Genomic DNA, 22,196 nt, shown 5'->3' with positions numbered 1-22,196 from the left:
GAGTCCAGCCCCGCCGCAGGCGTCAGCCGTTGATGATCGCATCGATCTTGGCGTCGTACTCCTTCGCCAAGGCCTTCACGTCGCCGCCCTCGGCGATCTTGCCGAAGAACTCCTCGAGGATCTTCTGCCCCTCGACAGCCGCCCAGCCGGGCGCTGCCGGGGTGAGCTTCGAGTTCAGCGCGGAGTCGACCAGAGCCTTCGCGAACTGGTCGTCGCCGAGGTCGCCGACGAAGTCGGTGTTGGCCGGGCCGAGGCCGTTCTTGGCCAGCAGCTTCTGGTAGTCGTCGGAGAAGATGATGCGCAGCAGCTCCTTGGCGCCGGCCTGCTTCGTGCTCTTCGCCGAGATGGCGATGTTGGAACCGCCCGCGAACACGGGAGCGGGCTCACCCGCCGTCGTGCCGGGCAGCGGGAAGACGCCGAAGATCTCGTCGTTCCACTCGCGCTTCTCTTTGCCCTTGTCATCGTCGCCGACGTAGTCGCCGATCGACCAGTGCGCCCATCCCGGAGCGATGATGGTCGCGGCAGAGGGCGCCGCGCCGTCCTTGTCGTTGTTGATGTTGACCCACGGGGTCGAGTCGTCCTCGGTCGCCGGCGCGTTCGAGGCGTCCTCGAACAGGGTCTGGAACTGCTCCAGTCCGGTGATCGTCTTCGCGTCGGAGAGGGTCGAGACCCACTTGTCGCCGTCCTTCTTCGCCAGCTCGCCGCCGTTCGCGAACACCCACGACACGCCGTTGCGCCAGTCCTGACCGCCGATGTAGAACCCGGACTGGCCAGGCGTCTTGAGCTTCGCGACGTCGGCGTTGAACTCCTCGAGCGTGGTGGGGACCTCGAGACCCGCGGCCTGCCAGATGTCCTTGCGGTAGGTGACGTAGCGCGAGCCGAAGTAGTAGGGCAGCGCGTACTGCTTGCCGTCGACCTCGCCGACCTCGACGAAGGAGTGGAGCAGCTTGTCGCCGCCGAGGTCCTCGTAGATCGGGCTCAGGTCGGAGAAGGCGCCCGCCGTGGTGAAGGTCGGCGACCACGTGTTGCCGATCTCGGTGACGTCGGGGGTGTTCTTCTCGTCGGGGAGCTGGTTCGTCAGCTTCGTGAGGGCGTCGGTCCAGTCCTGCTGCTGGATCTTCAGCGTGCCGCCTGTCGCCTGCTTGTACTGGTCGACGAGGTACTCGCGCGCCTCGTCCGGCGTGTCACCGCCCATGACCCAGAACGTGATGTCCTGGCCTTTGGCTCCCTCGGCATCGAAGCCGGCGGGAGCATCGCCGGAGGGCGTGTCTCCCCCGCCGGCGCAGCCGGTCAGGGTGAGGGCGAGAGCCGAGGCCCCCGCGAGAGCGGTGAGCGCGAGTCTGCGCTTCCCATTTCGGATCATTCTGGTGTTTCCTCTCGGTGCTGCACTGCAGGAGGGATCTCCGGATGGAGTCGAACCCCGGGTGAGGTCCATTGAACAAACCGCGAAAGGTTTGTTAGGACAGCAACCTAACAAACCCCGCCCGGGGTGACAACCCTCGGCGCCGACCGGAGGTAACGTTTCGGCCTCGACCTTCGGATCCGTCATGATTCCCCCCTAAAGGTCGAAAGGACACTAAGATCGACAGCGGAGGTTAAGGTAACTATGACTCAAAGCATCCGCGTGGCGGTCTCGACCGTCATCCTCACGTTGCGGCGCGCGGAGTCGGGCGCCGCCGTGCTCGCCCTTCCGCTCGTGTTGCGGACGCGCGAGCCCTTCGCGGACCAGTGGGCGCTCCCCGGCGGATGGCTCACGGCAGCGGAGTCTCCCGTCGATGCATCCGCCCGTACACTCGCCGAGACGACGGGCCTCTCTCCGAGCTACCTCGAGCAGCTCTACGCGTTCGGAGCGGTCGACCGCTCCCCCACCAGGGTCGTCTCCCTGGTGTACTGGGCGCTGCTGCGACAGGACGACGTCGATGCACAGATCGCCGCCCACCGCGCCTCGGGTCTCGCCCCCGAGAACGTGCGCTGGTTCGAGATCGACGCTCTGCCCGAGTTGGCTTTCGACCACGCCAAGATCATCGAGTACGCGCTCTGGCGACTCCGCAACAAGGTCGGCTACAGCCGCGTCGCCCACGGATTCCTCCCCGCCGAGTTCACCCTCGCCGATCTGCGCGAGGCGTACGAGGCGATCCTCGGCAAGTCCCTCGACCCGGCGAACTTCCGTCGCCAGGTCGAGGCCTCAGGCAACCTGCTCCCCACCGACCGCTTCCGCACCGGAAGCCACCGCCCCGCACGTCTCTACCGCTACAACACCGATGTCGCGCTGGCCGATCGCGGCCCGCTCGGCCCCGAGGAAACGAGCATCCGATGAGCATCACCTTCATCCCCGTCACCCGCCTCGACCCGTCGGTCGACCACCAGCTCCAGGAGATCGTGAGCGGGGCGTCGACAGACGCCACCTGCAGCACCGATCTCGCGGCCGGCCCCTGGGACTTCGACACCCGTCCCGGCTACGGCCCCGGCTCCTCGATGGGCGACGTGATCCCCACCGGCGCGCCCCGGCAGGGTGAGCTGCCGGTCGAGTATCGCGAAGCGGACGAAGACCAGCTCGACGCCCGCATCCGCGCCGCGAAGGAGACACTGGGAGACCGGGTCGTCGTGCTCGGCCACTTCTACCAGCGCGAGGAGGTCGTGCGCCACGCCGACTACGTGGGCGACTCCTTCCAGCTCGCCACGGCCGCGAAGGGCCGGACGGATGCCGAGGCGATCGTCTTCTGCGGCGTGCACTTCATGGCCGAGACCGCCGACCTGCTCTCCACACCGGACCAGGCCGTCATCCTGCCGAATCTCGCCGCCGGGTGCTCCATGGCCGACATGGCCGACATCGACCAGGTCGAGGACTGCTGGGAGCAGCTCGCCGATATCTACGGCGACATGGACGCGGTCGACGACGACGGGCGCGTCCCGGTGATCCCCGTCACGTACATGAACTCCTCTGCGGCGATCAAGGGCTTCGTCGGCCGTCACGGCGGCATCGTGTGCACCTCGTCGAACGCCGCGACCGTGCTGGAGTGGGCGTTCGAGCGCGGGAGGCGCGTGCTGTTCTTCCCCGATCAGCACCTGGGCCGCAACACCGCCAAGGCGATGGGCGTTCCGCTGGATCGGATGCCGATGTGGAATCCGCGCAGGGCGCTCGGCGGCTCGACCGCCGACGAGCTGGCCGATGCGCAGGTCATCCTGTGGCACGGGTTCTGCTCCGTGCACCGACGGTTCACCGTCGCGCAGATCGACCAGGCCCGCGCCGAGCACCCCGGAGTGCGCGTGATCGTGCACCCCGAGTGCCCGATGGAGGTCGTCGACGCCGCCGACGAGGCCGGTTCCACCGACTACATCCGCAAGGCGATCGAGGCGGCGACCGAGCCCACGACCTTCGCCGTCGGCACCGAGATCAACCTGGTGCGGCGCTTGGCGGCCCAGTACCCGCAGCACGAGATCTTCTGCCTCGACCCTGTCGTGTGCCCGTGCTCGACGATGTACCGCATCCACCCCGGCTACCTGGCCTGGGTGCTGGAGGAGCTCGTCGCCGGACGCACGCCCAACCGGATCACGGTGTCTGACGACGTGGTGGCTCCCGCCCGTGTGGCGCTCGAACGGATGCTCGCGGCGAAGCCCCCGGTCACGGCGGGCGCGAGATGAACGTCATCGTCGTCGGCTCAGGCATCGCAGGGCTCACCGCGGTGCTGCACGCGCACGAGGCCGGGCATCGGGTCTCGCTCGTGACCAAGGGCGCGCTCGGCGACGGCTGCACCGGGTTCGCGCAGGGCGGGGTCGCGGGCGTCTACGGACCAGGGGATTCGGCCGCTCGGCACGCCGCCGACACGATGGCCGCCGGCGCGGGGCTGTCGGACGCCGCCGCCGTCGACGTGCTCGTCGACGACGCGGCCGCGCGCATCGCCGAGCTGATCGCGCGCGGCGTCGCGTTCGACCGGGCACCCGACGGGCGGCTCCTGCTCGGACGCGAGGCCGCGCACAGCCATGCGCGCATCGTTCACGCGGGCGGAGACGCCACGGGCGCCGCGATCTCCCTGGCACTGGTCGCCGCGGTGCGGCGCACGAGCATCGACGTCACGGAGCATGCCTTCCTCGTCGACCTCCTGACGCGCGACGGATCGGTGCGCGGCATCCGCACTCTCGTCGACGGACGTCTGGTGGAGCGCGAGGCGGATGCCGTCATCCTCGCGACCGGAGGAGCCGGGCACCTCTACGTGCACACGACGAATCCGCTCGGAACCACCGGCGACGGGATCGCCGCGGCGCTCCGGGCCGGCGCCGCGGTCGCCGATCTGGAGTTCGTGCAGTTCCACCCGACGATCCTCGTGTCGGAGCCCGCGTTCCTCGTCTCCGAGGCCGTGCGCGGTGAGGGCGCGACACTGATCGACGACGAGGGCCGCCGTTTCGTGTTCGACACCCACCCCGACGGCGAGCTCGCCCCCCGCGACGTGGTGTCCCGCGCGATCGCCAGGCAGGCGGCGGCGCAGAGTTCTCCGGTCCGGCTGGACGCGACCATGCTGGGCGCGGCACGGCTGGCGGAGCGCTTCCCCACCATCGACCGGGTGACCCGCGAGCGCGGATTCGACTGGGCCCGAGAGCCGATCCCCGTGACCCCGGCCGCCCACTACCTGATGGGCGGCGTCGTCACGGATCTCGACGGCCGCACGACCCTTCCCGGACTCTTCGCCGTCGGCGAGATCGCACGCACCGGCGTGCACGGCGCCAACCGCCTCGCGAGCAACTCGCTGCTGGAGGGCGCCGTCTTCGGGGCCAGGGCAGCCACGGCGCTCTCGGACCCGCACCCGCCGTTCCGGTCGCGGAACCGGTCGGCATCCCCGCGCCTCGCCGACCAGGTTCGCGACCGCAGCGACCAGGTTCGCCACCGGTGCGGTCACGAGAGCTTCACCCGCGCGGCGCTCCAGCGGCTCATGTGGGACGACGTGGGCCTCCTCCGCACAGAGGACGGGCTCGCGCGCGCCATCGACGTCATCCTGGCCTGGCAGGCGGATGCCGTCGCCCCCGCCACCGCCGCCGAGCACGAAGACGCGAATCTCCTCCTCCTCGCCGCCGAGACCGCCTCCGCCGCACGGAACCGCACCGCGAGCGTCGGCGCCCACTACCTCGAAGCCCCTCGTCTGGAGAGAGTCTGATGCTCACCGCAGCCACCGTCACCCGCGTCGTCGCCGCCGCCCTCGACGAGGACGCCCCCTGGGGCGACCTCACCAGCACGACCCTGCTGCCAGCCGACGCGACGGCGACCGCCGACCTCGTCGCGCGCGAGAACGGGGTGTTCAGCGGCGGCGAGGTCTTCACCGCCGCGTTCGCCCTCACCGACCCGTCCCTCGTCGTCGACGTGCACGTCGGCGACGGCGACGAGTTCCGCCCCGGAGATGTCCTCGCCTCGGTCACGGGATCCGCGCGGAGCATCCTCACCGCCGAGCGCATCGCACTGAACTTCACCCAGCGCATGAGCGGCATCGCGACTCTCACGGCGGCATACGTCCGCGCCGTGGAGGGAACCGGCGTCCGCATCGCCGACACGCGCAAGACGACACCGGGACTCCGCGCGTTCGAGCGGCACGCCGTGATCTCCGGCGGCGGCCGCAACCACCGGTTCTCCCTGTCGGACGCCGTGATGGCGAAGGACAACCACCTCGCCGTGCTGCAGCGCGCCGGCGGCGACCTCGCCGGGAGGCTTCGCGACGCCTTCGCGCACCTCCCCCACACGACGCACATCGTGGTCGAGGTCGACCGGCTCGATCAGATCCCGGCCGTGCTCGACGGCGGCGCCCACACCGTGCTGCTGGACAACTTCTCGCTGGACGATCTGCGGGCGGGCGTCTCGCTCATCGGCGATCGCGCACAGGTCGAGGCCTCCGGCGGTGTCAGCCTCGACACCGCCGCGGCCATCGCGGCCACCGGCGTCGACGTGATCTCCGTCGGCGCCCTGACGCACTCCGCCCGCGCCCTCGACCTCGGACTGGACGTCAGGATCGACTGATGCTGTACCTGGATCACGCCGCCACCTCGCCGGTGCGACCGGAAGTGCTCGAGGCGATGCGCCCGTACCTGACCGGGGTCTTCGGCAATCCCTCGAGTCACCACACGGTCGGCGAGGCCGCGGCGAGCGCGCTCGACGACGCCCGCCGACGTGTGGCGCGGGTGCTCGGGATGCGCACGGGAGACGTCGTCTTCACCAGCGGCGGCACGGAGGCAAACAACCTCGCGGTCAAGGGGATCGTGCTCGCCTCCCCGCGGAGGCATCTGGTCGTCTCCCCCATCGAGCACGAATCGATCCTCGAGTCGGCCGACTACCTGCGCCGCTTCCACGGCGTCGAGGTGTCCTCGCCTGCGGTCGACTCGGCAGGGCGGATCACGCCGGATGCCGTCGCCGCCGTGCTCCGCGACGACACCGCGCTGGTCGCGCTCGGCCACGCGAACAACGAGATCGGCACGGTGCAGGACGTCGTCGCGATCGCGGCCGTGGTCGACCAGGCCGGTGCCGCGCTGCACGTCGACGCCGTGCAGTCCGCCGGGTGGCTGCCGCTCGACGGTCTCGGTGCGGGCTCCATCGCGATCGCCGGCCACAAGCTCGGCGCCCCGAAGGGCATCGGAGCGCTGGCCGTGCGCGGACGGATCCCGCTGGAGCCGCTGCTGCACGGCGGCGGACAGGAGCGCGGGCGCCGCTCCGGCACCGAGAACGTCGCGAGCGCGGTGGCTCTGGCGACCGCCCTGGAACTCGCCGACGCGGAGCGCACCGAGGTCGCGGCCGGAGTCGGCGCATTCACACGGCGCTTCATCGCCGGCGTGCTCGCGTCCGCTCCGCAGGCCGCTCTGACCGGCGACCCGGTGCACCGGCTTCCCGGCACCGCGAGCTTCACCTTCGCCGGGGTCAGCGGCGAGGCGGTGCTGCTGGAGCTGGAGCGCCGCGGAGTCGTGTCCTCGAGCGGTTCGGCCTGCGCCGCCGGAAGCGACGAACCCTCGCATGTGCTGCTGGCCTGCGGCATCCCGCCCGAGGTCGCGCAGACCTCGGTGCGCTTCACGTTCGGGCGCGAGGCTCTCCCCGACGAGGCCGCAGGGCAGCTCGCGGCTCTCGTCGCGGAGTCCGTGCGCTCCGTCACCGGTCGCTGAGCCGCCTCCGCCCCCATCCGCTCGCCATAGACTCAGCTGGTGACTGCATCCGCTCCGCTCGTGACCGTGATCGTCCCCGGGCGCGACATCGCCGCGTTCGCTCCGGCCGCTCTCGACTCCCTGCGTGCGCAGACGGAATCACGGTGGCGGGCGATCCTGATCGACGACGGATCGACCGACGAGACCGCGGCGATCTTCGCGGATGCCGCCTCCTCCGACCCGCGATTCCGGATGCTCCGACATGAGGCCTCTATCGGCCTCGGCGCCGCGCGGAACGTCGGGCTGTCCCTCGTCGACACCGAGTATCTCGGGTTCCTCGACGGTGACGACGAACTCGCCCCCACCGCCCTCGCGCGACTCACCGGCACCCTCGCGGAGACGGGGAGCGACTTCGCGGCCGCTGCCTACGTGCGCTCGCGCTTCGACGGCGAGCGCTACGTCGCCGGGCGCGTGCAGCCGTGGGTCGCCGCCGCGACCGACCCCGCACGCCTCGGCACGACGATCGTCGAGCACCCGCGGGCGTCCGCGAACATCGTCGCCTGGTCGAAGGTGAGCCGCGCCGCGTTCTGGGCCGATCTGCGCTTCCCCGAGGGCGTCGCCTACGAGGATCAGATCGTCGCGCAGCAGATGTACACGCGCGCCCGTGCCTTCGACGTGATCCCTGACACCGTCGTGCGCTGGCGGCTCCGCGCCGACGGCACCTCGATCACGCAGGGAAAGGCGCAGCTGCCCGTCCTGCTCGACTACCTCACCGCGCTGCGCGGGGGCATCCGGGTTCTGCGCGATGCCGGGGCCCACGCCGCGGTCACGGCTAGACTCGAGCTCATCCTCACCATGGACGTGCCGCCGCTCCAGGAGATCGCCGGCACCCATCCGGACCCCGCATACGCTGCGGCGGTCTCGGCGTTCATCGCCGAACTGCGGTCACTGCCCGAGTTCGCAGACGCCCACCCCGACCCCGACCTCGTCGCCGCGCTCGCCTGGTGACGCCGGTCCACCTCGGGAAGCCGCAGACCGTCACCCCTCGTACGGCGTGTCACGCCGTGGACACGCCGCCCAGCCGCTGAACGATCCGCGTCTTCCCACCTCAGGAGACACATGAACACCTATCTCGACTCCCTCTTCGGCCTCGACGGCCGCACCGCCATCGTCACCGGCGGCAGCTCCGGCATCGGCCGGGGCATCGCCACCGCGCTCGCTGGAGCGGGTGCCGCGACCGTCATCGTGGCCCGCGGGGCCGACCGCGTCGAGCAGACCGTGCGCGAGCTCACCGACGCCGGCGGCCGCGCCGTCGGCGTGGTCGGCGATCTGAGCACTCGCGCCGGCATCCGCGCGGTCGCCGAGGCCGCCGCCGAACCCTTCGGCGAACCGGACATCCTCGTGAACTCCGCGGGGATCAACATCCGTCCAGCCTTCGCCGACATCACCGAGGACGACTGGGACGCGACCATGACCGTGAACGCCCTCGCTCCGTTCCTGCTCGGCCAGCGCTACGGGGTCGGCATGGCCGAACGCGGCTACGGACGACTCATCCACATCAGCTCGCAGCAGGCGCATCGCGCCTTCGTCGGCAGCGGCATCTACGGCGTCTCCAAGGGGGCTGTGGAGTCGCTCATGCGCTCGGAGGCGGAGGCGTGGGGCGGGACCGGGGTCACCAGCAACACCCTCGTGCCCGGTTTCGTGCTCACGCCCCTCAACGCGCGGCTGCAGGAGGACCCCGTGCAGATCGCCGCCCTCGCATCGCGGACCATGATCGGCCGCAACGGCCTCCCCTCCGACTTCGCGGCGGCGGCGGTCTTCCTCGCCGGCGCGGGTTCGGCCTATGTCACCGGGCACTCGCTGTTCGTCGACGGCGGTCTCTCGGTGCACTGAGCGCCGCTACGCCTCGTTCGGATACACCCGCTCCTCGGCGATCCTCGCGTCGAGGAGCGGGACCGGAGAGGTGAGCGCGGCGACGGCATCCTCGCCCGCCGAATCCGCAGGCGCCCTGTCTGCACGACGATCGGCGAACGCGGCGGCGAGCCCTCCGGTGACGGACTGCTCGACCTCCGTCTCGGTGTCGAGCACCAGCGAGGCGGCGACCTGCTGCGCAGCGAGCTCTGCGTACAGCCCGCCTTGGGCGAGCAGCTCTGCGTGGGTGCCGGACTCCACGATGCGCCCCGCCTCGAGCACGTGGATCACGTCGGCCCCCATCACCGTCGACAGCCGGTGGGCGATCGTGAGCGTTGTGCGGCCCTTGGCCGCTTCGTCCAGAGCCTCCTGCACGACGCGCTCCGACACCGTGTCGAGCGCCGAGGTCGCCTCGTCGAGCAGGAGCACCGGCGGATCCTTCAGCAGCACCCTGGCGATGGCGATGCGCTGCTTCTCGCCGCCGGAGAGCCGGTACCCGCGCTCGCCGACGATCGTGTCGTAGCCGTTCTCGAAGCCGGAGATGATGTGGTGGATGTTGGCCGCTGTGCACGCCGCGACGAGTTCGTCCTCCGTGGCGTCCGGCTTCGCGTAGAGCAGGTTCTCGCGGATCGTCGCGTGGAAGAGGTAGGTCTCCTGCGAGACGATGCCCACCTGGTCGATGATCGACTCCTGCGTCAGGGTTCGGACATCGGCTCCGGCGAACAGCACGGCGCCGCCGTGCGCCTCATACAGCCGCGGTGCGAGGTACAGGATCGTGGTCTTGCCCGCACCGGACGGGCCGACGAAGGCGACGTGCTTTCCCGGCTCGGCGACGAAGGACACGCCCTGAAGCGTCGGACGCGCATCGGGGGCGGCATCCGGATAGCGGAAGACGACGTCGGCGAACTCGATCCGGCCCCGAGGCCCTGGGGCCTCGGCGACCGTGATCGCCCCCGGAGCATCCTGGATCTCGGGCACGAGGTCGAGGTACTCGAAGATGCGCGCGAAGAGTGCGGACGAGGTCTGCAGATCGAGGGAGACCCGCATGAGCCCCATCAGCGGCATCAGCAGGCGCGCCTGCACTGTGGTGAACGCCACGACCGTTCCGGCGGTGATCGCACCGGTGCCCCCGGCGATCAGATAGCCCGAGACGAGGTAGATGATCGCCGGGACCGATGACATCAGCACCTGCACGACCGCGAAGAAGCCCTGACCGCTCATCGCCCGTCGCACCTGCAGCATCACCTGGTTGCGGTTCTCGGCCTGATAGCGAGCGGACTCGGTGCGCTGCCTGTTGAAGGACTTGGAGAGGAGGATCCCCGAGACGCTCAGCGTCTCCTGCGTGATCGAGGTGAGCTCCGACAGCGACTCCTGCGTCTCGCCCGCGATGCGCGCCCGCAGCTGGCCGACGCGGCGCTGGACCAGGATGAGGAACGGCATCATCACGACGGCGATGAGCGTCAGCCGCCAGTCGATGAGGATCATGGCGACGAGGGACGCCACGACCGTCACCGTGTTGCCGAGGATGCTGGTGACGGTGTTCGTCAGCACTCCGGAGACGCCGCCGACGTCATTCTGCAGCCGCGACTGGATCACGCCCGTCTTGGTGCGCGTGAAGAACCCGAGCTCCATCGCCTGCAGGTGCTCGAACAGCTTCACCCGCAGATCGCCGGTCACGCTGTTGCCGACGGTCGACGTCAGCCACGTCTGCGCGACGCCGAGCACCGCCGACAGCAGGAACAGCCCGATCGTCGCGAGCACGAGCCCCAGCAGCAGATCGAGCTGCGGTCCGCCGCCGGACACCGGGAACAGCGCGTCGTCGAAGATCCGCTGCACGAGGAGCGGAGGGACGACGGCGATGGCGGCGCCGATGATCACGAGCGAGGCCGTGAAGCCGATGCGCCAGAGGTAGGGGTGGAAGAGGGCGATCACCCGCGAGCCGAGCCCGTCGATGCGCGGAGCGGCGGCGTTGATGCGCCGCTGCGCCGCCGCGTCGACCCCGTGGAATCCGCCGCGCGGACCGCCGCCCATGCCCATGCTCATCACGCCAGCGTACCCAGCCCCGCCGACACAGGCTCCGCATCCGCTGAGGGCGGATTCCTGTGAGTTCGGAATGAAATGTCCGAGGCAGCCGTTACGCTGAGTGACTCTCGTGCACTCGCACGCATCCCCCTTTCCTCGATGCCTTCTGGAGGCCGCCCATGTCTGCCGTCGATACCGGCTCCATCTCGACGACCCCGGCCCCCTCGACAGGCCTGATCCCGCGCAGGGACATGCGCGTGATCTGGGTCCTGCTGACGGCCGCGTTCGTCACGATCCTCAACGAGACCACGATGGGCATGGCGATCCCGCATCTCATCGACGACCTCGGGATCACCCCGATCGCCGCACAGTGGGTCACCAGCGCCTTCATGCTGACGATGGCCGTCGTCATCCCGACGACCGGCTTCCTGCTGCAGCGCTTCACGACCCGTCAGGTGTTCCTGGCCGCCCTCGCGCTGTTCTCCGCCGGCACCCTGCTCGCCGCGTTCGCGCTGGGGTTCGAGATGCTGCTGGTCGCCCGTGTGGTGCAGGCGGGCGGCACCGCGATGATGATGCCGCTGCTCATGACCACGATGATGAACCTCGTGCCGAACGAGTCGCGCGGCCGCATGATGGGCCGCGTGAGCATCGTGATCTCGCTGGCTCCGTCGATCGGTCCGACGATGTCGGGCTTCCTTCTCGACCACTTCGGCTGGCGCTCGATCTTCGTCGTCGTGCTGCCGATCGCACTGGTCGCGATGTTCGTCGGATGGCGTTGGCTGACCAACGTCGGCGAGACGACGAACGCTCCGCTGGATGTGCTCTCGATCATCCTGTCGGCCTTCGGCTTCGGCGGCATCGTCTACGGTCTCAGCCAGATCGGCGCCCTCGGCGAAGGCGGAGCCAACCCGGCGCCGCTGGTGATCGCCCTGGTCGTCGGCGTCATCGCACTGGGTGCGTTCCTGTGGCGTCAGGTGATCCTGCAGCGCAAGGACGACGCGCTGCTCGATCTGCGCGTCTTCCGCTCGCTCGGCTTCTCGCTGTCCATGGCGCAGATGTTCCTGCTCTCGCTGGCGTTCTTCGGAACCATCACGCTCGTCCCGCTCTACCTGCAGAAGGCGCTCATGCTGCCGACCACCGAGGCCGGCCTCATCATCCTCCCCGGCGCCCTGGCGATGGGCCTGCTCGGACCGATCATCGGCCGCATCTACGACGCGCGCGGCACGCGGATCCTGCTGATCCCCGGTGCGATCCTCGCCGCGGCGACGCTGTGGTTCTACACGACCCTCAGCACGACCACCCCGGTGTGGGTGGTGCTGCTCTCGCAGATCACGCTGTCGATCGGTCTCGCGCTGTCGTTCACTCCGCTGTTCACGGCGTCCCTCGCTTCGCTCACGCCGAAGTTCTACTCCTACGGGAGCGCCGTGATCGGCACCGTGCAGCAGGTCGCCGGCGCCGCGGGCATCGCGGTCATGGTCGCGGTGTACACCGTGGTCATGAACGCGAACGGCGGATCCGATGACCCGGCGGCTGTCGCCTCCGGGTCGCAGGTCGCATTCCTCATCGGCGCGGTCATCGCCACGCTCACCGTGGTGGGCGCGTTCTTCATCCGCAAGCCGGAAGACGACGGCAGCACCCCGCAGCACGCCGGACACTGACCGGCGAGGCGTCTGCCGCTACTCGGCCTTCTCGACAGGGGGCGCCGGGAAGTGGCAGACGCCGCCGCTGCAGTAACCCGCGGCGTCGTCGCCGAGCAGGTTGAGGGTACCGAGAAGAGAGTGGAGCGTCTCAGGCGCATCCGCGCCGACGCCGTCCCCCTGTATCTTCGTCATCCTTCGATGGTACGCCTGCTGCGCGGGGATGGCTCCGTCTTCGACGCCCCTCCGCCCCGCATCGGAGCGCACGACGCGCCCGGGATGAGGAGGCGACGAGACCGACAGCGGATCGACAGGGCTCACCCCCTACGGTTGAGGGATGCTCAGGTCATTCGTCGCCCGCCTCTTCTGGGTGTTCAGCCGCTGGACGCTCGCCTCGGAGCCGGCGCCGACACGGCCCACCGTGCTCATCGGTGCTCCGCACACCTCCAATTGGGACTTCGTGCTGATGCTCGCCATCGCGTGGCGCCTCGGCATCGACGTGCACTGGCTGGGCAAGAAGAGCCTCTTCCGCGGCTGGCGAGGGCCGATCATGCGTGGGATCGGCGGCATCCCCGTCGACCGGGCCGATCCTGCGAGGGTCGTGAACGACGTGGTGAGCCAGGTCAACGACGGCGCCGTCTTCGGGCTCGTCGTCACCCCGGACGGGACCCGCGGCGGCAACGAGTACTGGAAGAGCGGCTTCTACCGCATCGCCGTCCAGACGGGGATGCCGGTGACGCTCGGCTTCGTCGACCGCACGACGATGACCACGGGGCTGGGCCCGACGATCGACCTCACCGGAGACGTCGCCGCCGACATGGACCGCATCCGCGCCTTCTACGCCGACAAGGCAGGTGTCCGCCCCGAGCGCCGCACCGAGCCACGGCTGCGCGAAGAGGGCTCCGCGCCCACGACGCTCTAGACGGCTCCCTGCGCGCCCCGCGAGACTGGGGTCATGAGCACTGATCCCGAGGTGGACGACCTCGCCGACGGACGCGACGAGACTCCCAACAAGCGCGCCGATCGCAACTGGGACGAGCTGATGCAGGAGCTGCGGGTCATGCAGACCGGCACGCAGATCCTCACCGGCTTCCTGCTCGCCGTCGCGTTCCAGCAGCGCTTCACCGAGATGGATGCCGCACAGCACGTGCTGTACATCGTGCTCGTCGCCCTCGCCGCCGTCGCGACCCTGCTCTCGCTGACCCCGGTCGGCATGCATCGCGCCCTGTTCGGCCGGAGGCGCAAGCCCGAGCTCGTGCGGATCGCCGCGCGCATCGTGACTCTCGACCTCTTCGTGATCGGTCTCCTCACCGTGGGCGTGACGACGCTGATCGTCGACTTCACCGTCGGCAGGTCGGCCGGTGCGCTCACCCTCGTCTGCTCCGTGGTGCTCGTCGGAGCGCTGTGGGCGGGGCTGTGGCGGATGCTCGCCGCTCGTCGGGCGGGCTGAGGTGTGAGGACCCTCCGAATCCGCGGTCGAGGGTTGCGGCATCCCGTCGGGTGAGGAAGCGTGGCCCGGACATGTCGTGACCTCGGCATGCCCCAACCGGAAAGGAGAGCACCCATGCTCACCCTCACCGACAACGCCACCGCGATCATGACGACCCTGGTCAGCCGTCAGAGCGACGCGGCCGATGCGGGTCTCCGCATCCACTCCACCGCCCCCGAGACGGCGGGCGGCGCACGACTGGCCGTGCAGGTCACCGCGCATCCAGAGCCCAGCGATCACGTCCTCGAGGCGTCCGGTGTGCGGCTCTTCATCGACGAGCCCGCGTCGGCGGTGCTCGATGACAAGATCCTCGATGCGGGAGTCGACGAGGCGGGATCCGTCTCGTTCACGGTGCTCCCCCAGACCGTCTGACCTCGCGGTCGGGACAGCGGATGCCGCGGCCTCCAGGTCGCGGCATCCGTGCTGTCCGGCGCCGGGTGGAACGGTGCCGGTCAGATCACGACGTCGATCCGGAGCGGCGTCCGACACGCGGCGCGGGACGGCTGATCCGGATCAGCCGAGTCCGACGACGAGGTTGATGATCGACGCGAGGATGACGGTGCCGAAGAGGTAGCCGAGCACGGTCTGGGCGATCACGACCCGGCGGAACTCGTTGCGGGTGAGGTTCGTGTCGGACACCTGGTACGTCATCCCCAGCCCGACAGAGAAGTAGACGAAGTCGGTGTACTCCGGGTCCTCCTCCTGGTTGAAGTCGATCCCTCCCACCGGCTCGGAGTAGTACATACGGGCGTACCGCAGCACGTACTCGGTGTGGATGAGCCCCCAGGATGCGGCGACGCTGAGCACGGCGATGCCCGCGAGCAGATACTCCTCGACGCCCGGGGTCTTCTGCGCCTGCACGAGCACGACGAGCACGGAGCCCAGGCTGACGAGGCTTCCGAGGATCGAGATCAGTCGCGCCACGCGGCGACCGGGGGCCTCCAGCGTCGCGTGCGCCCTCGTGTCGGCGGCATCCATCCTCCAGATGAGCAGCAGCACCCAGATCACGTTCGTCAGCGCGAAGACGCCCCATCCGGTCAGGATGCCCGCAGCAACCCCCAGCAACGGCCCCACGGCGATACCTGCGGCGAGTCCGCCGATGATCGAGAGGAGAGCCCGCAGACGGACGAATGCGCGCGCGGAGGGTGTGGCCATACCTGGATGCTATCGGGCGAGCCGCATGGCGGGTCGGAGTGCATCGGCGATCCGGCGCGGCTCGGACGGCCGGATGCCGGTCACAGCTCGGTGACCCGGCCCTCCTCGACGCGCCAGCGGCGGTCGGTCCGCACGGTGTCGAGCATCCGTCGATCGTGGGTGACGAGCAGCAGGGTGCCCTCATACGAATCGAGGGCCTGCTCCAGCTGCTCGATGGCCGCGAGATCGAGGTGGTTCGTCGGCTCGTCGAGCACGAGCAGGTTGGTGCCGCGCGCCTGCAGGAGCGCGAGCCCCGCGCGCGTGCGCTCTCCTGGCGACAGCTCGTCGACCGGCCGGTTGACATGGTCGGCCCTGAGTCCGAACTTCGCGAGCAGGGTGCGCACCTCGCCGGTCGCGTACTCCGGCACCAGGTCCTCGAATGCTCCCGCGAGCGGTCGGGCCCCGGCGAGGAGGGAGCGCGCCTGGTCGATCTCGCCGATCTGCACGCTCGCCCCGAGGCTCGCGGTGCCGTCATCGGGGAGCTGCTGGCCGAGCAGCGCGCGCAGCAGGGTGGACTTGCCCGCACCGTTGGGTCCGGTGATGCCGATGCGCTCCCCCGCGTTCACCTGGAGCGACACCGGGCCGAGGGTGAAGGAGCCCTGACGGAGGATCGCGGCGCTCAGGGTCGACACGACCGAGCTCGATCGCGGCGCAGCGGCGATGCTGAACTCGAGCTGCCACTCCTTGCGCGGTTCCTCGACCTCCTCGAGCCGGGCGATCCTGCTCTCCATCTGACGCACCTTCTGCGCCTGCTTCTCGCTCGACTCGGTGGAGGCCTTGCGGCGGATCTTGTCGTTGTCCGGCGACTTCCTCATGGCGTTGCGCACGCCCTGGCTCGACCATTCCCGCTGCGTCCGTGCGCGGGACACGAGGTCGGCCTTCTTCTCCGCGAACTCGTCGTACTTCTCGCGCAGGTGCCGACGCACGGTCGCCCGCTCCTCCAGGTACGCGTCGTAGCCGCCGCTGTACACGCGGTTCGTGCCCTGCGCGAGGTCGAGCTCCAGCACGCGCGTCACACAGCGGGAGAGGAACTCGCGGTCATGGCTGACGAGCACCACTCCACCGCGGAGTCCGCGCACGAACGTCTCCAGACGCTCCAGACCGTCGAGGTCGAGGTCGTTGGTGGGCTCATCGAGCAGCACGATATCGAATCGCGAGAGGAGGAGGGCGGCGAGCCCCACTCTTGCCGCCTGCCCTCCGGACAGGGAGGTCATCAGCGCGTCCCCGGCGGCGTCGCCGAGGTCGAGTCCCAGTTCGGCGAGCACGGCGGGGACGCGCTCCTCGAGGTCCGCGGCTCCGCTCGCCAGCCAGCGGTCGAGCGCCGCCGAGTAGACATCGGCCGGGTCTGCTCCCGGGCGCGCGAGCGAGGGGTCGCCGAGCGCGGCAGCCGCGGCATCCATCTCCGCTGTCGCGGACGCGCATCCCGTGCGGCGCGCGATGTACGCCGACACCGTCTCCCCCGCGATGCGCTCGTGCTCCTGCGGCAGCCAGCCGACGAACGCGTCGGCTGGCGCCAGCGCGATGCTCCCCGCCTGAGGTTCGTCGAGCCCGGCGAGCAGGCGGAGGAGGGTGGACTTTCCCGCGCCGTTCGCCCCCACCACGCCGACCACGTCGCCGGGAGCGACGGTGAGATCGAGGGAGTCGAAGAGGGTGCGGTGACCGTACCCTCCGGCCAGGTCCTGGGCCACCAGTGTCGCGGTCATCATACAATCCTGTCATCGACGCAGGTCGGCGGATGACACGGCATCCCGCTCACTCGCGCTGCCGGCTGTGGTCCTTCAGGTCGGGTGCCGATCGCAGGATGTCGGCGATCTCCTCCTCCGGCCTCGGAGCGACGTTCTCGTCGGCCTCCAGCTCCGGGACGGTCGGCTCGCCGGGCGCGGGGATATGCCCGTGAGGGGCATGCTCATCGTGGTCGGGCACGGCTGCTCCTTCGGTCGGTGACACGCACAGCGTACGCCGACCGCGTCGCTGCGGCACCGTAGCGACGCGTACGCTGGGGAGTCGACCGCGATCCTCGCGGGAAAGGAACGGCTCTCCGTGAACATCACCCAGCTTCGACGTTTCGTCGCCGTCGCCGAGGAGCTGCACTTCCCCCGCGCCGCAGAGTCCCTCGGCATCCCGCTCGCCGCGCTCTACTCGACGATCGAGAAGCTGGAGGACGAAGTGGGGCACCCTCTCGTCACGCGTGGAGGCGAGACGAAGATCACCGCAGCCGGGCTGCTCCTGCTCGATGAAGCGAGGGAGCGGATCGCCGCGGAGCCGGCTCCCGTCGCGAAGCCTGCCGCCCCGGCCGGCGGCAAGGCCAAGGCCTCCAAGGGCAGGGGCCGCGCACCGGTGGTCAAGGGTCAGCCCAAGCCCTACAAGAAGCGCCAGGGGCGCTGACGCGCGCTAGCGCAGCACGGGCGTCTGGGTCACGCGATCAGCATAGGGCGAACTCAGTCCCAGTCGAGGTACTCCTCGATGACCACGGCGGTCTCGATCGGGTGGTGCATCGGGAAGAGGTGGTCTCCGCCGATGGTCTTGATGCTCGACCGGTCGGGGATCGTCGAGTGCAGGCGCTCGGCATTGACCGGCGGGTTCACGTCGTCATCGGTGCCCTGCACGATGAGCACGGGGATCGCCGGCGCGATCTCGACATCAGCCTCCTCGACGCCGAGCAGCAAGAGGCCGTTCGCGCGGTCGGGGTGCGCCGCGACGAGTGCGCGCGCCACGGTCCCGCCGAAGCCGTGCCCGCCGATCCACGTGTCCTGAAGACCGACATGATCGATGACGGCGAGAGCATCCTCGACCCGCTCCTCGAACGAGGCGTCGGCAGCGTCGGCCCTGTGCCCGATGCGCAGCACATGGAACCCGGCCTCCTCGGCGAGGTAATGCGCGACGACGCCGAGCACATCGGCGGCGAGACCGTGCTCCTGGATCAGCACGAGCTTGACCGGACCGTCTCCCTCGTCGACGAAGGGGATCGCGCGTCCGTCGGGCTCGAAGATCTGGGTGTCGGTCATCTGCGTCGGTCTCCTTGCACGATCGATGCTTCGTCTGCGGCGCTGCGCCTGGGTGTATGGGCCGTCGCTAGCCTCAAGGACCGAAACGGCCTCTCCAGCGTATCTCCCCACAACCGTGCGGCGGACGCGCGCGTCGCCGGAAGCGCCGGCGCTCCTGCTGCTCGGCCGGTTCAGATCGCTCTATCTGGACTCACCGCACGCCCCCGTCCGCCTGATCCGGCTGGCACCGGGGACAACGCTGCGCGGATGCTCCTCCGAAGATGTGGTCGACGATCGTGGTGCCGCACACAGGGCATGTCTGCCCTGTGTGCCCATGGACGGACATGGCTTGAACCTTTGCGGGTTTGAGGGCGTCAGGAGGCAGTCCCCGGCGGTCGGCGAGCGCTCCGCGCATGATGTCGACGGTGGCGGCGAACAGCCTCTCTCTGGCCTCGGAGTCCAGCACCGCAGCGTGCACGACCGGAGAGAGGCGCGCCCGGTGCAGGATCTCATCGGAGTAGGCGTTGCCGATTCCCGCGATGGACGTCTGCTCCTGCAGCAGCGCCTTGATCTGCTTCTTGCGGGTGCCGAGTGCGCGCTCGAAGTCCTCGCGGGAGAAGTCGACTGAGAGCGGGTCCGGGCCTAGCGCCGCGATGCCCGCGACGTCCGAAGGGGCGTCCACGATCGCAGCTGTGACAGCGAGGAAGTCGCCCGCGTCGACGATCCGCATCACTGCACCGTCATCGAGGGTGACTCTCGCGACCTCCGGAACGAGCTCGTCGACAGAGACATCTCCTGCCGCCTTCCACCGGATCCAGCCGTTGCGTCCGAACCCGATGATCATCCACCCCGCCGAGGTGTCGATCCCGAGGTGCTTCCCGAAGCGCCGTAGACCGGAGATCCGCGCGCCGATGAGCGACGCAGGCGGGCGTTCGCGAGTCTTGATGATGCGGAACTCGCCGATGTCGATCTCAGCGATGACACGGTCTCGGACTCGCTCATCGAAGAACTCGACGAGCGCCTGCACCTCCGGAGATTCGGGCATGCGTCCATCGTCGCACCGGCATCCGACATACGGCGAGGCCCATCGACGACGAGCGGGAGATCGAGGTTCTCGCGAAAAGCACCAGGACGGCGAGCACGGACGTTACAGGCGCAACTCGGACGTTCGCCTTCGCTGCCGCTGGCCGACGCTTCAGTCCGATCTAGCGACCTCGCTCTCCTCGACTGAGATGTACGCCGTCCCGCGTACATCGCAGCCGAGAAGAGCAAGCTGTCCGATGAGGTCGGCGGTCAGTACGAATCCGCCCTGGGTGCTGTCAGAGTCGCCCGACCACCACAGAACGGTCTCCGCATCCTTCCGCAACTCGACAAGTGCCTCCGCCCGCGGAGTAAACAGCCCGACGAGCGCAGTCAGCGCCGCGAATCCCGTCTCGTCTTCCGCGTCGACCCGGTGGCTATCGGAGTCGACGTCGATCGACCAGTAGGTGCGCTGGTAGGTGAGGTACTGCGGCTTGAGCTTGCGGCCTGCATGCCCGGCTGGCGTCAGTTCTCCGACATCGCCATGCATATCGGGCTCCAGGTTCAGCAGTTCGCTGATCTCCGAGGCCGACCGCCGGCCACCGTATACGGCGAAGCTCGCCCGGTTCCACCTGATCAACGCAGCTCCGTCGGCCGCGTCCACACGACGCAGTCGTGGAGTCCGACATGATCGTCCATGCCACGACCATAGCGGTGGAGCCGCCTCACGCGACAGACGGGTCGGTTCTCAGCCGGTGACGACAGCTCAGCTGAGGGCGCCCTGCCGCCGCTCCCCTCCGTGTGTGAGTCAGTTGTTGAAGCGGAACTCCACGACGTCGCCATCCTGCATGACGTAGTCCTTGCCTTCGAGGCGGGCCTTGCCCTTGGCGCGGGCCTCGATGACCGACCCCGTCTCGACGAGGTCGTCGAACGAGACGATCTCCGCCTTGATGAAGCCCTTCTCGAAGTCGGTGTGGATGACTCCGGCGGCCTGCGGGGCCTTCCAGCCCTTGCCGATGGTCCAGGCGCGCGCTTCCTTGGGGCCCGCCGTCAGGTACGTCTGCAGGCCGAGGGTGTCGAAGCCGATGCGGGCGAGCTGGTCGAGACCCGACTCGTCCTGTCCCGTCGAGGCCAGCAGCTCAGCGGCATCCTCAGGGTCGAGGTCGATGAGCTCGGACTCGATCTTCGCGTCCAGGAAGATCGCCTTCGCGGGGGCGACCAGCGCGGCCAGCTCCTCCTTGCGGGCAGCGTCCGTCAGCACGCCCTCGTCGACGTTGAAGACGAAGATGACGGGCTTCGAGGTGAGCAGGCCGAGCTCGCGGATCGGCGCGAGATCGAGGCCGGACACCGAGAGCAGCACGCCGCGCTCGAGGGCCTCCTTCGCCGCCTGCGCGGTCTCGAGCACGATCGGCTCGATCTTCTTGCCGCGGACTTCCTTCTCGTAGCGGGTGATCGCCCTGTCCACGGTCTCGAGGTCGGCGAGCATGAGCTCCGCGTTGATCGTCTCCATGTCGGACGCCGGGTTCACCGCGCCGTCCACGTGCACGACGTCGTCATCGGCGAAGCCGCGGACGACCTGGGCGATCGCGTCGGCCTCGCGGATGTTCGCGAGGAACTTGTTGCCCAGACCCTCGCCCTCGCTCGCGCCCCGGACGATGCCGGCGATGTCAACGAACGACACCGCGGCGGGGAGGATGCGCTCACTGCCGAAGATCTCCGCGAGCTTGTCGAGACGCGAGTCGGGCAGGTTCACCACGCCGACGTTGGGCTCGATCGTCGCGAACGGGTAGTTCGCCGCGAGCACGTCGTTCTTGGTGAGAGCGTTGAAGAGGGTGGACTTGCCGACGTTGGGCAGGCCGACGATTCCGATTGTAAGAGCCACGGAAGTCGAGTCTACCGGGGGCGGATGCCGCGAACCTGCGCCCGGTAGACGCCCTCCCGGATCCGGATCTCCGCTCGAGATCCGGAAGGTTCGCGCGCGACGATCCGGATCCCGGTCGATTGGCCGGGTCTCGGAGCGCCCGGTCGGCAGGATCCCGCCGGCCTCAGCTCCTGATCGCGCGGAACGCCCGCGTCACGTACGGCAGATCGATCACGGCATCCCCGTGGAGTCCCAGCTCGTCGAACAGGGCGTCCATCTCGCCGTGGACACGCGCCTTCTCCTCATCGGATGCCGTGATGATGTAGCTGCGCGACGACGCCATGCTGTGCAGCTGCTCACGGGTGATGGGCCGCACCCATTCCCAGGTCTCCTCCTCGAGCTCCCCGAACGGCGTCGCGATCGAAGGGCCTCCCTCGGCCATCATGATCTCGGCGTTGCTGCCGTGCATGATCTCGGTGAGACGGCGCACCCAGTCGGCGCGCTCGTCACGAAGGTTCCAGATCAGCCCCAGCACTCCTCCGGATTTCACGACGCGCCCGACCTCTGCGGAGGCCGTCACGGGGTCCACCCAGTGCCACGCCTGGCCGAGAACGACGGCGTCGAGACCCGCGTCCGGCAGCGGCAGGGACTCGGCGGTGCCCACGAAGGTCGGCACACCGGGCACGGCATCGCGCAGGGCGGAGAGCATCGCAGGATCCGGGTCGATCGCCACGATCTCGGCATCCGGGGCCGCGGCGAGCACTCGGGTGAGCTTGCCCGTGCCCGCCCCGACGTCGGCGATGCGCGTGGAGCCCGCGGGCATCGGCTCGAGCATCCAGGCGACCGCCTCGAACGGATAGTCGGGTCTCCCCGCCTCGTAGTTCCCCGCCTCTGCTCCGAACGACGTCGCCATATCCTCAGCCATATCGCCAGCCTACGGCGAGTCTTCCGGACCCGCTCGGAGGGCGGGG

23 protein-coding genes are annotated in these 22,196 nt (G+C 69.5%); 12 read left to right on the top strand and 11 right to left on the bottom strand.

Annotation, left to right across the window (positions count from 1 at the left end):
• Positions 1–22: 22 nt before the first annotated feature.
• Entirely contained in the window at positions 23–1,363 is a 1,341-nt protein-coding gene (locus ACFY5A_RS11425; protein ID WP_341939762.1) for an extracellular solute-binding protein, read from the bottom strand.
• A 243-nt stretch (positions 1,364–1,606) separates the two neighbouring features.
• On the opposite strand from ACFY5A_RS11425, the gene ACFY5A_RS11420 reads away from it, so the two are divergent.
• The 7 genes from ACFY5A_RS11420 to ACFY5A_RS11390 all read left to right on the top strand — a co-directional run bounded on the left by ACFY5A_RS11420 (position 1,607) and on the right by ACFY5A_RS11390 (position 9,000).
• Positions 1,607–2,317, top strand: coding sequence for an NUDIX domain-containing protein (locus ACFY5A_RS11420; RefSeq protein ID WP_341939763.1), 711 nt, complete (start codon positions 1,607–1,609; stop codon positions 2,315–2,317).
• Entirely contained in the window at positions 2,314–3,642 is a 1,329-nt protein-coding gene (nadA, locus tag ACFY5A_RS11415; RefSeq protein ID WP_387234076.1) for a quinolinate synthase NadA, read from the top strand. Before ACFY5A_RS11420 ends, nadA begins: the two co-directional genes overlap by 4 nt.
• The gene (gene nadB, locus ACFY5A_RS11410) at positions 3,639–5,147 is read left to right on the top strand and encodes an L-aspartate oxidase (protein ID WP_387234073.1); all 1,509 of its coding nucleotides are present in this window, start codon (positions 3,639–3,641) and stop codon (positions 5,145–5,147) included. The genes nadA and nadB overlap by 4 nt, the downstream gene beginning before the upstream one ends.
• Positions 5,147–5,998 carry a carboxylating nicotinate-nucleotide diphosphorylase gene (nadC, locus tag ACFY5A_RS11405; RefSeq protein WP_387234070.1) on the top strand — a complete coding sequence of 284 codons (852 nt, stop codon included), beginning with the start codon at positions 5,147–5,149 and terminating at the stop codon, positions 5,996–5,998. The genes nadB and nadC overlap by 1 nt, the downstream gene beginning before the upstream one ends.
• Positions 5,998–7,128, top strand: coding sequence for a cysteine desulfurase family protein (locus tag ACFY5A_RS11400; RefSeq protein WP_341939767.1), 1,131 nt, complete (start codon positions 5,998–6,000; stop codon positions 7,126–7,128). Before nadC ends, ACFY5A_RS11400 begins: the two co-directional genes overlap by 1 nt.
• A 39-nt stretch (positions 7,129–7,167) precedes the next feature.
• Positions 7,168–8,115 carry a glycosyltransferase family A protein gene (locus ACFY5A_RS11395; protein WP_105672558.1) on the top strand — a complete coding sequence of 316 codons (948 nt, stop codon included), beginning with the start codon at positions 7,168–7,170 and terminating at the stop codon, positions 8,113–8,115.
• A 111-nt stretch (positions 8,116–8,226) separates the two neighbouring features.
• On the top strand, positions 8,227–9,000 hold the full coding sequence (locus tag ACFY5A_RS11390) for an SDR family NAD(P)-dependent oxidoreductase (protein WP_105672559.1): 774 nt from the start codon (positions 8,227–8,229) through the stop codon (positions 8,998–9,000).
• A gap of 6 nt (positions 9,001–9,006) precedes the next feature.
• Here the strand turns inward: ACFY5A_RS11390 and ACFY5A_RS11385 are convergent, their stop codons facing one another.
• Positions 9,007–11,061, bottom strand: a complete 2,055-nt coding sequence (locus ACFY5A_RS11385) for an ABC transporter ATP-binding protein (RefSeq protein ID WP_387234065.1) — start codon at positions 11,059–11,061, stop codon at positions 9,007–9,009.
• 158 nt (positions 11,062–11,219) lie between these two features.
• Between ACFY5A_RS11385 and ACFY5A_RS11380 the strand changes: the two genes are divergently transcribed.
• Positions 11,220–12,698 carry a DHA2 family efflux MFS transporter permease subunit gene (locus ACFY5A_RS11380; protein WP_341939770.1) on the top strand — a complete coding sequence of 493 codons (1,479 nt, stop codon included), beginning with the start codon at positions 11,220–11,222 and terminating at the stop codon, positions 12,696–12,698.
• Positions 12,699–12,716: 18 nt separating this feature from the next.
• Here ACFY5A_RS11380 and ACFY5A_RS11375 read toward each other — a convergent pair whose 3' ends face one another.
• Positions 12,717–12,872 (bottom strand): hypothetical protein, encoded by a 156-nt coding sequence (locus ACFY5A_RS11375; protein ID WP_387234060.1) that lies wholly within the window; start codon positions 12,870–12,872, stop codon positions 12,717–12,719.
• A 142-nt stretch (positions 12,873–13,014) separates the two neighbouring features.
• On the opposite strand from ACFY5A_RS11375, the gene ACFY5A_RS11370 reads away from it, so the two are divergent.
• The 3 genes from ACFY5A_RS11370 (at position 13,015) to ACFY5A_RS11360 (ending at position 14,538) form a co-directional block, all read left to right on the top strand.
• Positions 13,015–13,599: a 1-acyl-sn-glycerol-3-phosphate acyltransferase gene (locus ACFY5A_RS11370; RefSeq protein ID WP_387234057.1), complete on the top strand. Its 585-nt coding sequence runs from the start codon at positions 13,015–13,017 to the stop codon at positions 13,597–13,599.
• A gap of 33 nt (positions 13,600–13,632) precedes the next feature.
• Entirely contained in the window at positions 13,633–14,127 is a 495-nt protein-coding gene (locus tag ACFY5A_RS11365) for a DUF6328 family protein (RefSeq protein WP_387234054.1), read from the top strand.
• Between the two features lie 114 nt (positions 14,128–14,241).
• Complete coding sequence (locus ACFY5A_RS11360) at positions 14,242–14,538, top strand: Fe-S cluster assembly protein HesB (RefSeq protein ID WP_387234051.1); 297 nt, start codon at positions 14,242–14,244, stop codon at positions 14,536–14,538.
• Positions 14,539–14,679: 141 nt separating this feature from the next.
• Here ACFY5A_RS11360 and ACFY5A_RS11355 read toward each other — a convergent pair whose 3' ends face one another.
• The 3 genes from ACFY5A_RS11355 to ACFY5A_RS11345 form a co-directional block, all read right to left on the bottom strand.
• The gene (locus ACFY5A_RS11355; protein WP_341939775.1) at positions 14,680–15,321 is read right to left on the bottom strand and encodes a DUF1345 domain-containing protein; all 642 of its coding nucleotides are present in this window, start codon (positions 15,319–15,321) and stop codon (positions 14,680–14,682) included.
• Between the two features lie 80 nt (positions 15,322–15,401).
• Positions 15,402–17,063, bottom strand: a complete 1,662-nt coding sequence (locus ACFY5A_RS11350; RefSeq protein ID WP_341939776.1) for an ABC-F family ATP-binding cassette domain-containing protein — start codon at positions 17,061–17,063, stop codon at positions 15,402–15,404.
• A gap of 49 nt (positions 17,064–17,112) precedes the next feature.
• Positions 17,113–17,283: a hypothetical protein gene (locus tag ACFY5A_RS11345; RefSeq protein WP_341939777.1), complete on the bottom strand. Its 171-nt coding sequence runs from the start codon at positions 17,281–17,283 to the stop codon at positions 17,113–17,115.
• Between the two features lie 117 nt (positions 17,284–17,400).
• Here ACFY5A_RS11345 and ACFY5A_RS11340 point away from each other — a divergent pair, with 117 nt between their 5' ends.
• Positions 17,401–17,745 carry a LysR family transcriptional regulator gene (locus ACFY5A_RS11340; RefSeq protein WP_387234047.1) on the top strand — a complete coding sequence of 115 codons (345 nt, stop codon included), beginning with the start codon at positions 17,401–17,403 and terminating at the stop codon, positions 17,743–17,745.
• A 53-nt stretch (positions 17,746–17,798) separates the two neighbouring features.
• Here the strand turns inward: ACFY5A_RS11340 and ACFY5A_RS11335 are convergent, their stop codons facing one another.
• The 5 genes from ACFY5A_RS11335 to ACFY5A_RS11315 all read right to left on the bottom strand — a co-directional run bounded on the left by ACFY5A_RS11335 (position 17,799) and on the right by ACFY5A_RS11315 (position 22,150).
• Positions 17,799–18,365, bottom strand: coding sequence for an alpha/beta fold hydrolase (locus ACFY5A_RS11335; RefSeq protein ID WP_387234044.1), 567 nt, complete (start codon positions 18,363–18,365; stop codon positions 17,799–17,801).
• 190 nt (positions 18,366–18,555) lie between these two features.
• Positions 18,556–19,389, bottom strand: a complete 834-nt coding sequence (locus tag ACFY5A_RS11330; RefSeq protein ID WP_387234041.1) for a DNA-formamidopyrimidine glycosylase family protein — start codon at positions 19,387–19,389, stop codon at positions 18,556–18,558.
• 150 nt (positions 19,390–19,539) lie between these two features.
• A complete protein-coding gene (locus tag ACFY5A_RS11325; protein WP_387234038.1) occupies positions 19,540–20,028 on the bottom strand; it encodes a hypothetical protein in 489 nt (162 codons plus the stop codon).
• 144 nt (positions 20,029–20,172) lie between these two features.
• Positions 20,173–21,246, bottom strand: a complete 1,074-nt coding sequence (gene ychF / locus ACFY5A_RS11320) for a redox-regulated ATPase YchF (RefSeq protein WP_105672571.1) — start codon at positions 21,244–21,246, stop codon at positions 20,173–20,175.
• 163 nt (positions 21,247–21,409) lie between these two features.
• On the bottom strand, positions 21,410–22,150 hold the full coding sequence (locus ACFY5A_RS11315) for a class I SAM-dependent methyltransferase (RefSeq protein WP_341939782.1): 741 nt from the start codon (positions 22,148–22,150) through the stop codon (positions 21,410–21,412).
• Between the last annotated feature and the right edge of the window lie 46 nt (positions 22,151–22,196).

Source organism: Microbacterium sp. NPDC012755, assembly GCF_042901325.1.
GTDB lineage: Bacteria > Actinomycetota > Actinomycetes > Actinomycetales > Microbacteriaceae > Microbacterium > Microbacterium natoriense.
This window is presented reverse-complemented; position numbering and strand designations above follow the sequence as displayed.

Coding starts and splice junctions, on each gene's coding strand:
- ACFY5A_RS11425 (WP_341939762.1), bottom strand. CDS start 1,363: ATGATCCGAAATGGGAAGCGCAGACTCGCGCTCACCGCTCTCGCGGGG.
- ACFY5A_RS11420 (WP_341939763.1), top strand. CDS start 1,607: ATGACTCAAAGCATCCGCGTGGCGGTCTCGACCGTCATCCTCACGTTG.
- nadA (WP_387234076.1), top strand. CDS start 2,314: ATGAGCATCACCTTCATCCCCGTCACCCGCCTCGACCCGTCGGTCGAC.
- nadB (WP_387234073.1), top strand. CDS start 3,639: ATGAACGTCATCGTCGTCGGCTCAGGCATCGCAGGGCTCACCGCGGTG.
- nadC (WP_387234070.1), top strand. CDS start 5,147: ATGCTCACCGCAGCCACCGTCACCCGCGTCGTCGCCGCCGCCCTCGAC.
- ACFY5A_RS11400 (WP_341939767.1), top strand. CDS start 5,998: ATGCTGTACCTGGATCACGCCGCCACCTCGCCGGTGCGACCGGAAGTG.
- ACFY5A_RS11390 (WP_105672559.1), top strand. CDS start 8,227: ATGAACACCTATCTCGACTCCCTCTTCGGCCTCGACGGCCGCACCGCC.
- ACFY5A_RS11385 (WP_387234065.1), bottom strand. CDS start 11,061: ATGAGCATGGGCATGGGCGGCGGTCCGCGCGGCGGATTCCACGGGGTC.
- ACFY5A_RS11380 (WP_341939770.1), top strand. CDS start 11,220: ATGTCTGCCGTCGATACCGGCTCCATCTCGACGACCCCGGCCCCCTCG.
- ACFY5A_RS11375 (WP_387234060.1), bottom strand. CDS start 12,872: ATGACGAAGATACAGGGGGACGGCGTCGGCGCGGATGCGCCTGAGACG.
- ACFY5A_RS11370 (WP_387234057.1), top strand. CDS start 13,015: ATGCTCAGGTCATTCGTCGCCCGCCTCTTCTGGGTGTTCAGCCGCTGG.
- ACFY5A_RS11365 (WP_387234054.1), top strand. CDS start 13,633: ATGAGCACTGATCCCGAGGTGGACGACCTCGCCGACGGACGCGACGAG.
- ACFY5A_RS11360 (WP_387234051.1), top strand. CDS start 14,242: ATGCTCACCCTCACCGACAACGCCACCGCGATCATGACGACCCTGGTC.
- ACFY5A_RS11355 (WP_341939775.1), bottom strand. CDS start 15,321: ATGGCCACACCCTCCGCGCGCGCATTCGTCCGTCTGCGGGCTCTCCTC.
- ACFY5A_RS11350 (WP_341939776.1), bottom strand. CDS start 17,063: ATGACCGCGACACTGGTGGCCCAGGACCTGGCCGGAGGGTACGGTCAC.
- ACFY5A_RS11335 (WP_387234044.1), bottom strand. CDS start 18,365: ATGACCGACACCCAGATCTTCGAGCCCGACGGACGCGCGATCCCCTTC.
- ACFY5A_RS11330 (WP_387234041.1), bottom strand. CDS start 19,389: ATGCCCGAATCTCCGGAGGTGCAGGCGCTCGTCGAGTTCTTCGATGAG.
- ACFY5A_RS11315 (WP_341939782.1), bottom strand. CDS start 22,150: ATGGCTGAGGATATGGCGACGTCGTTCGGAGCAGAGGCGGGGAACTAC.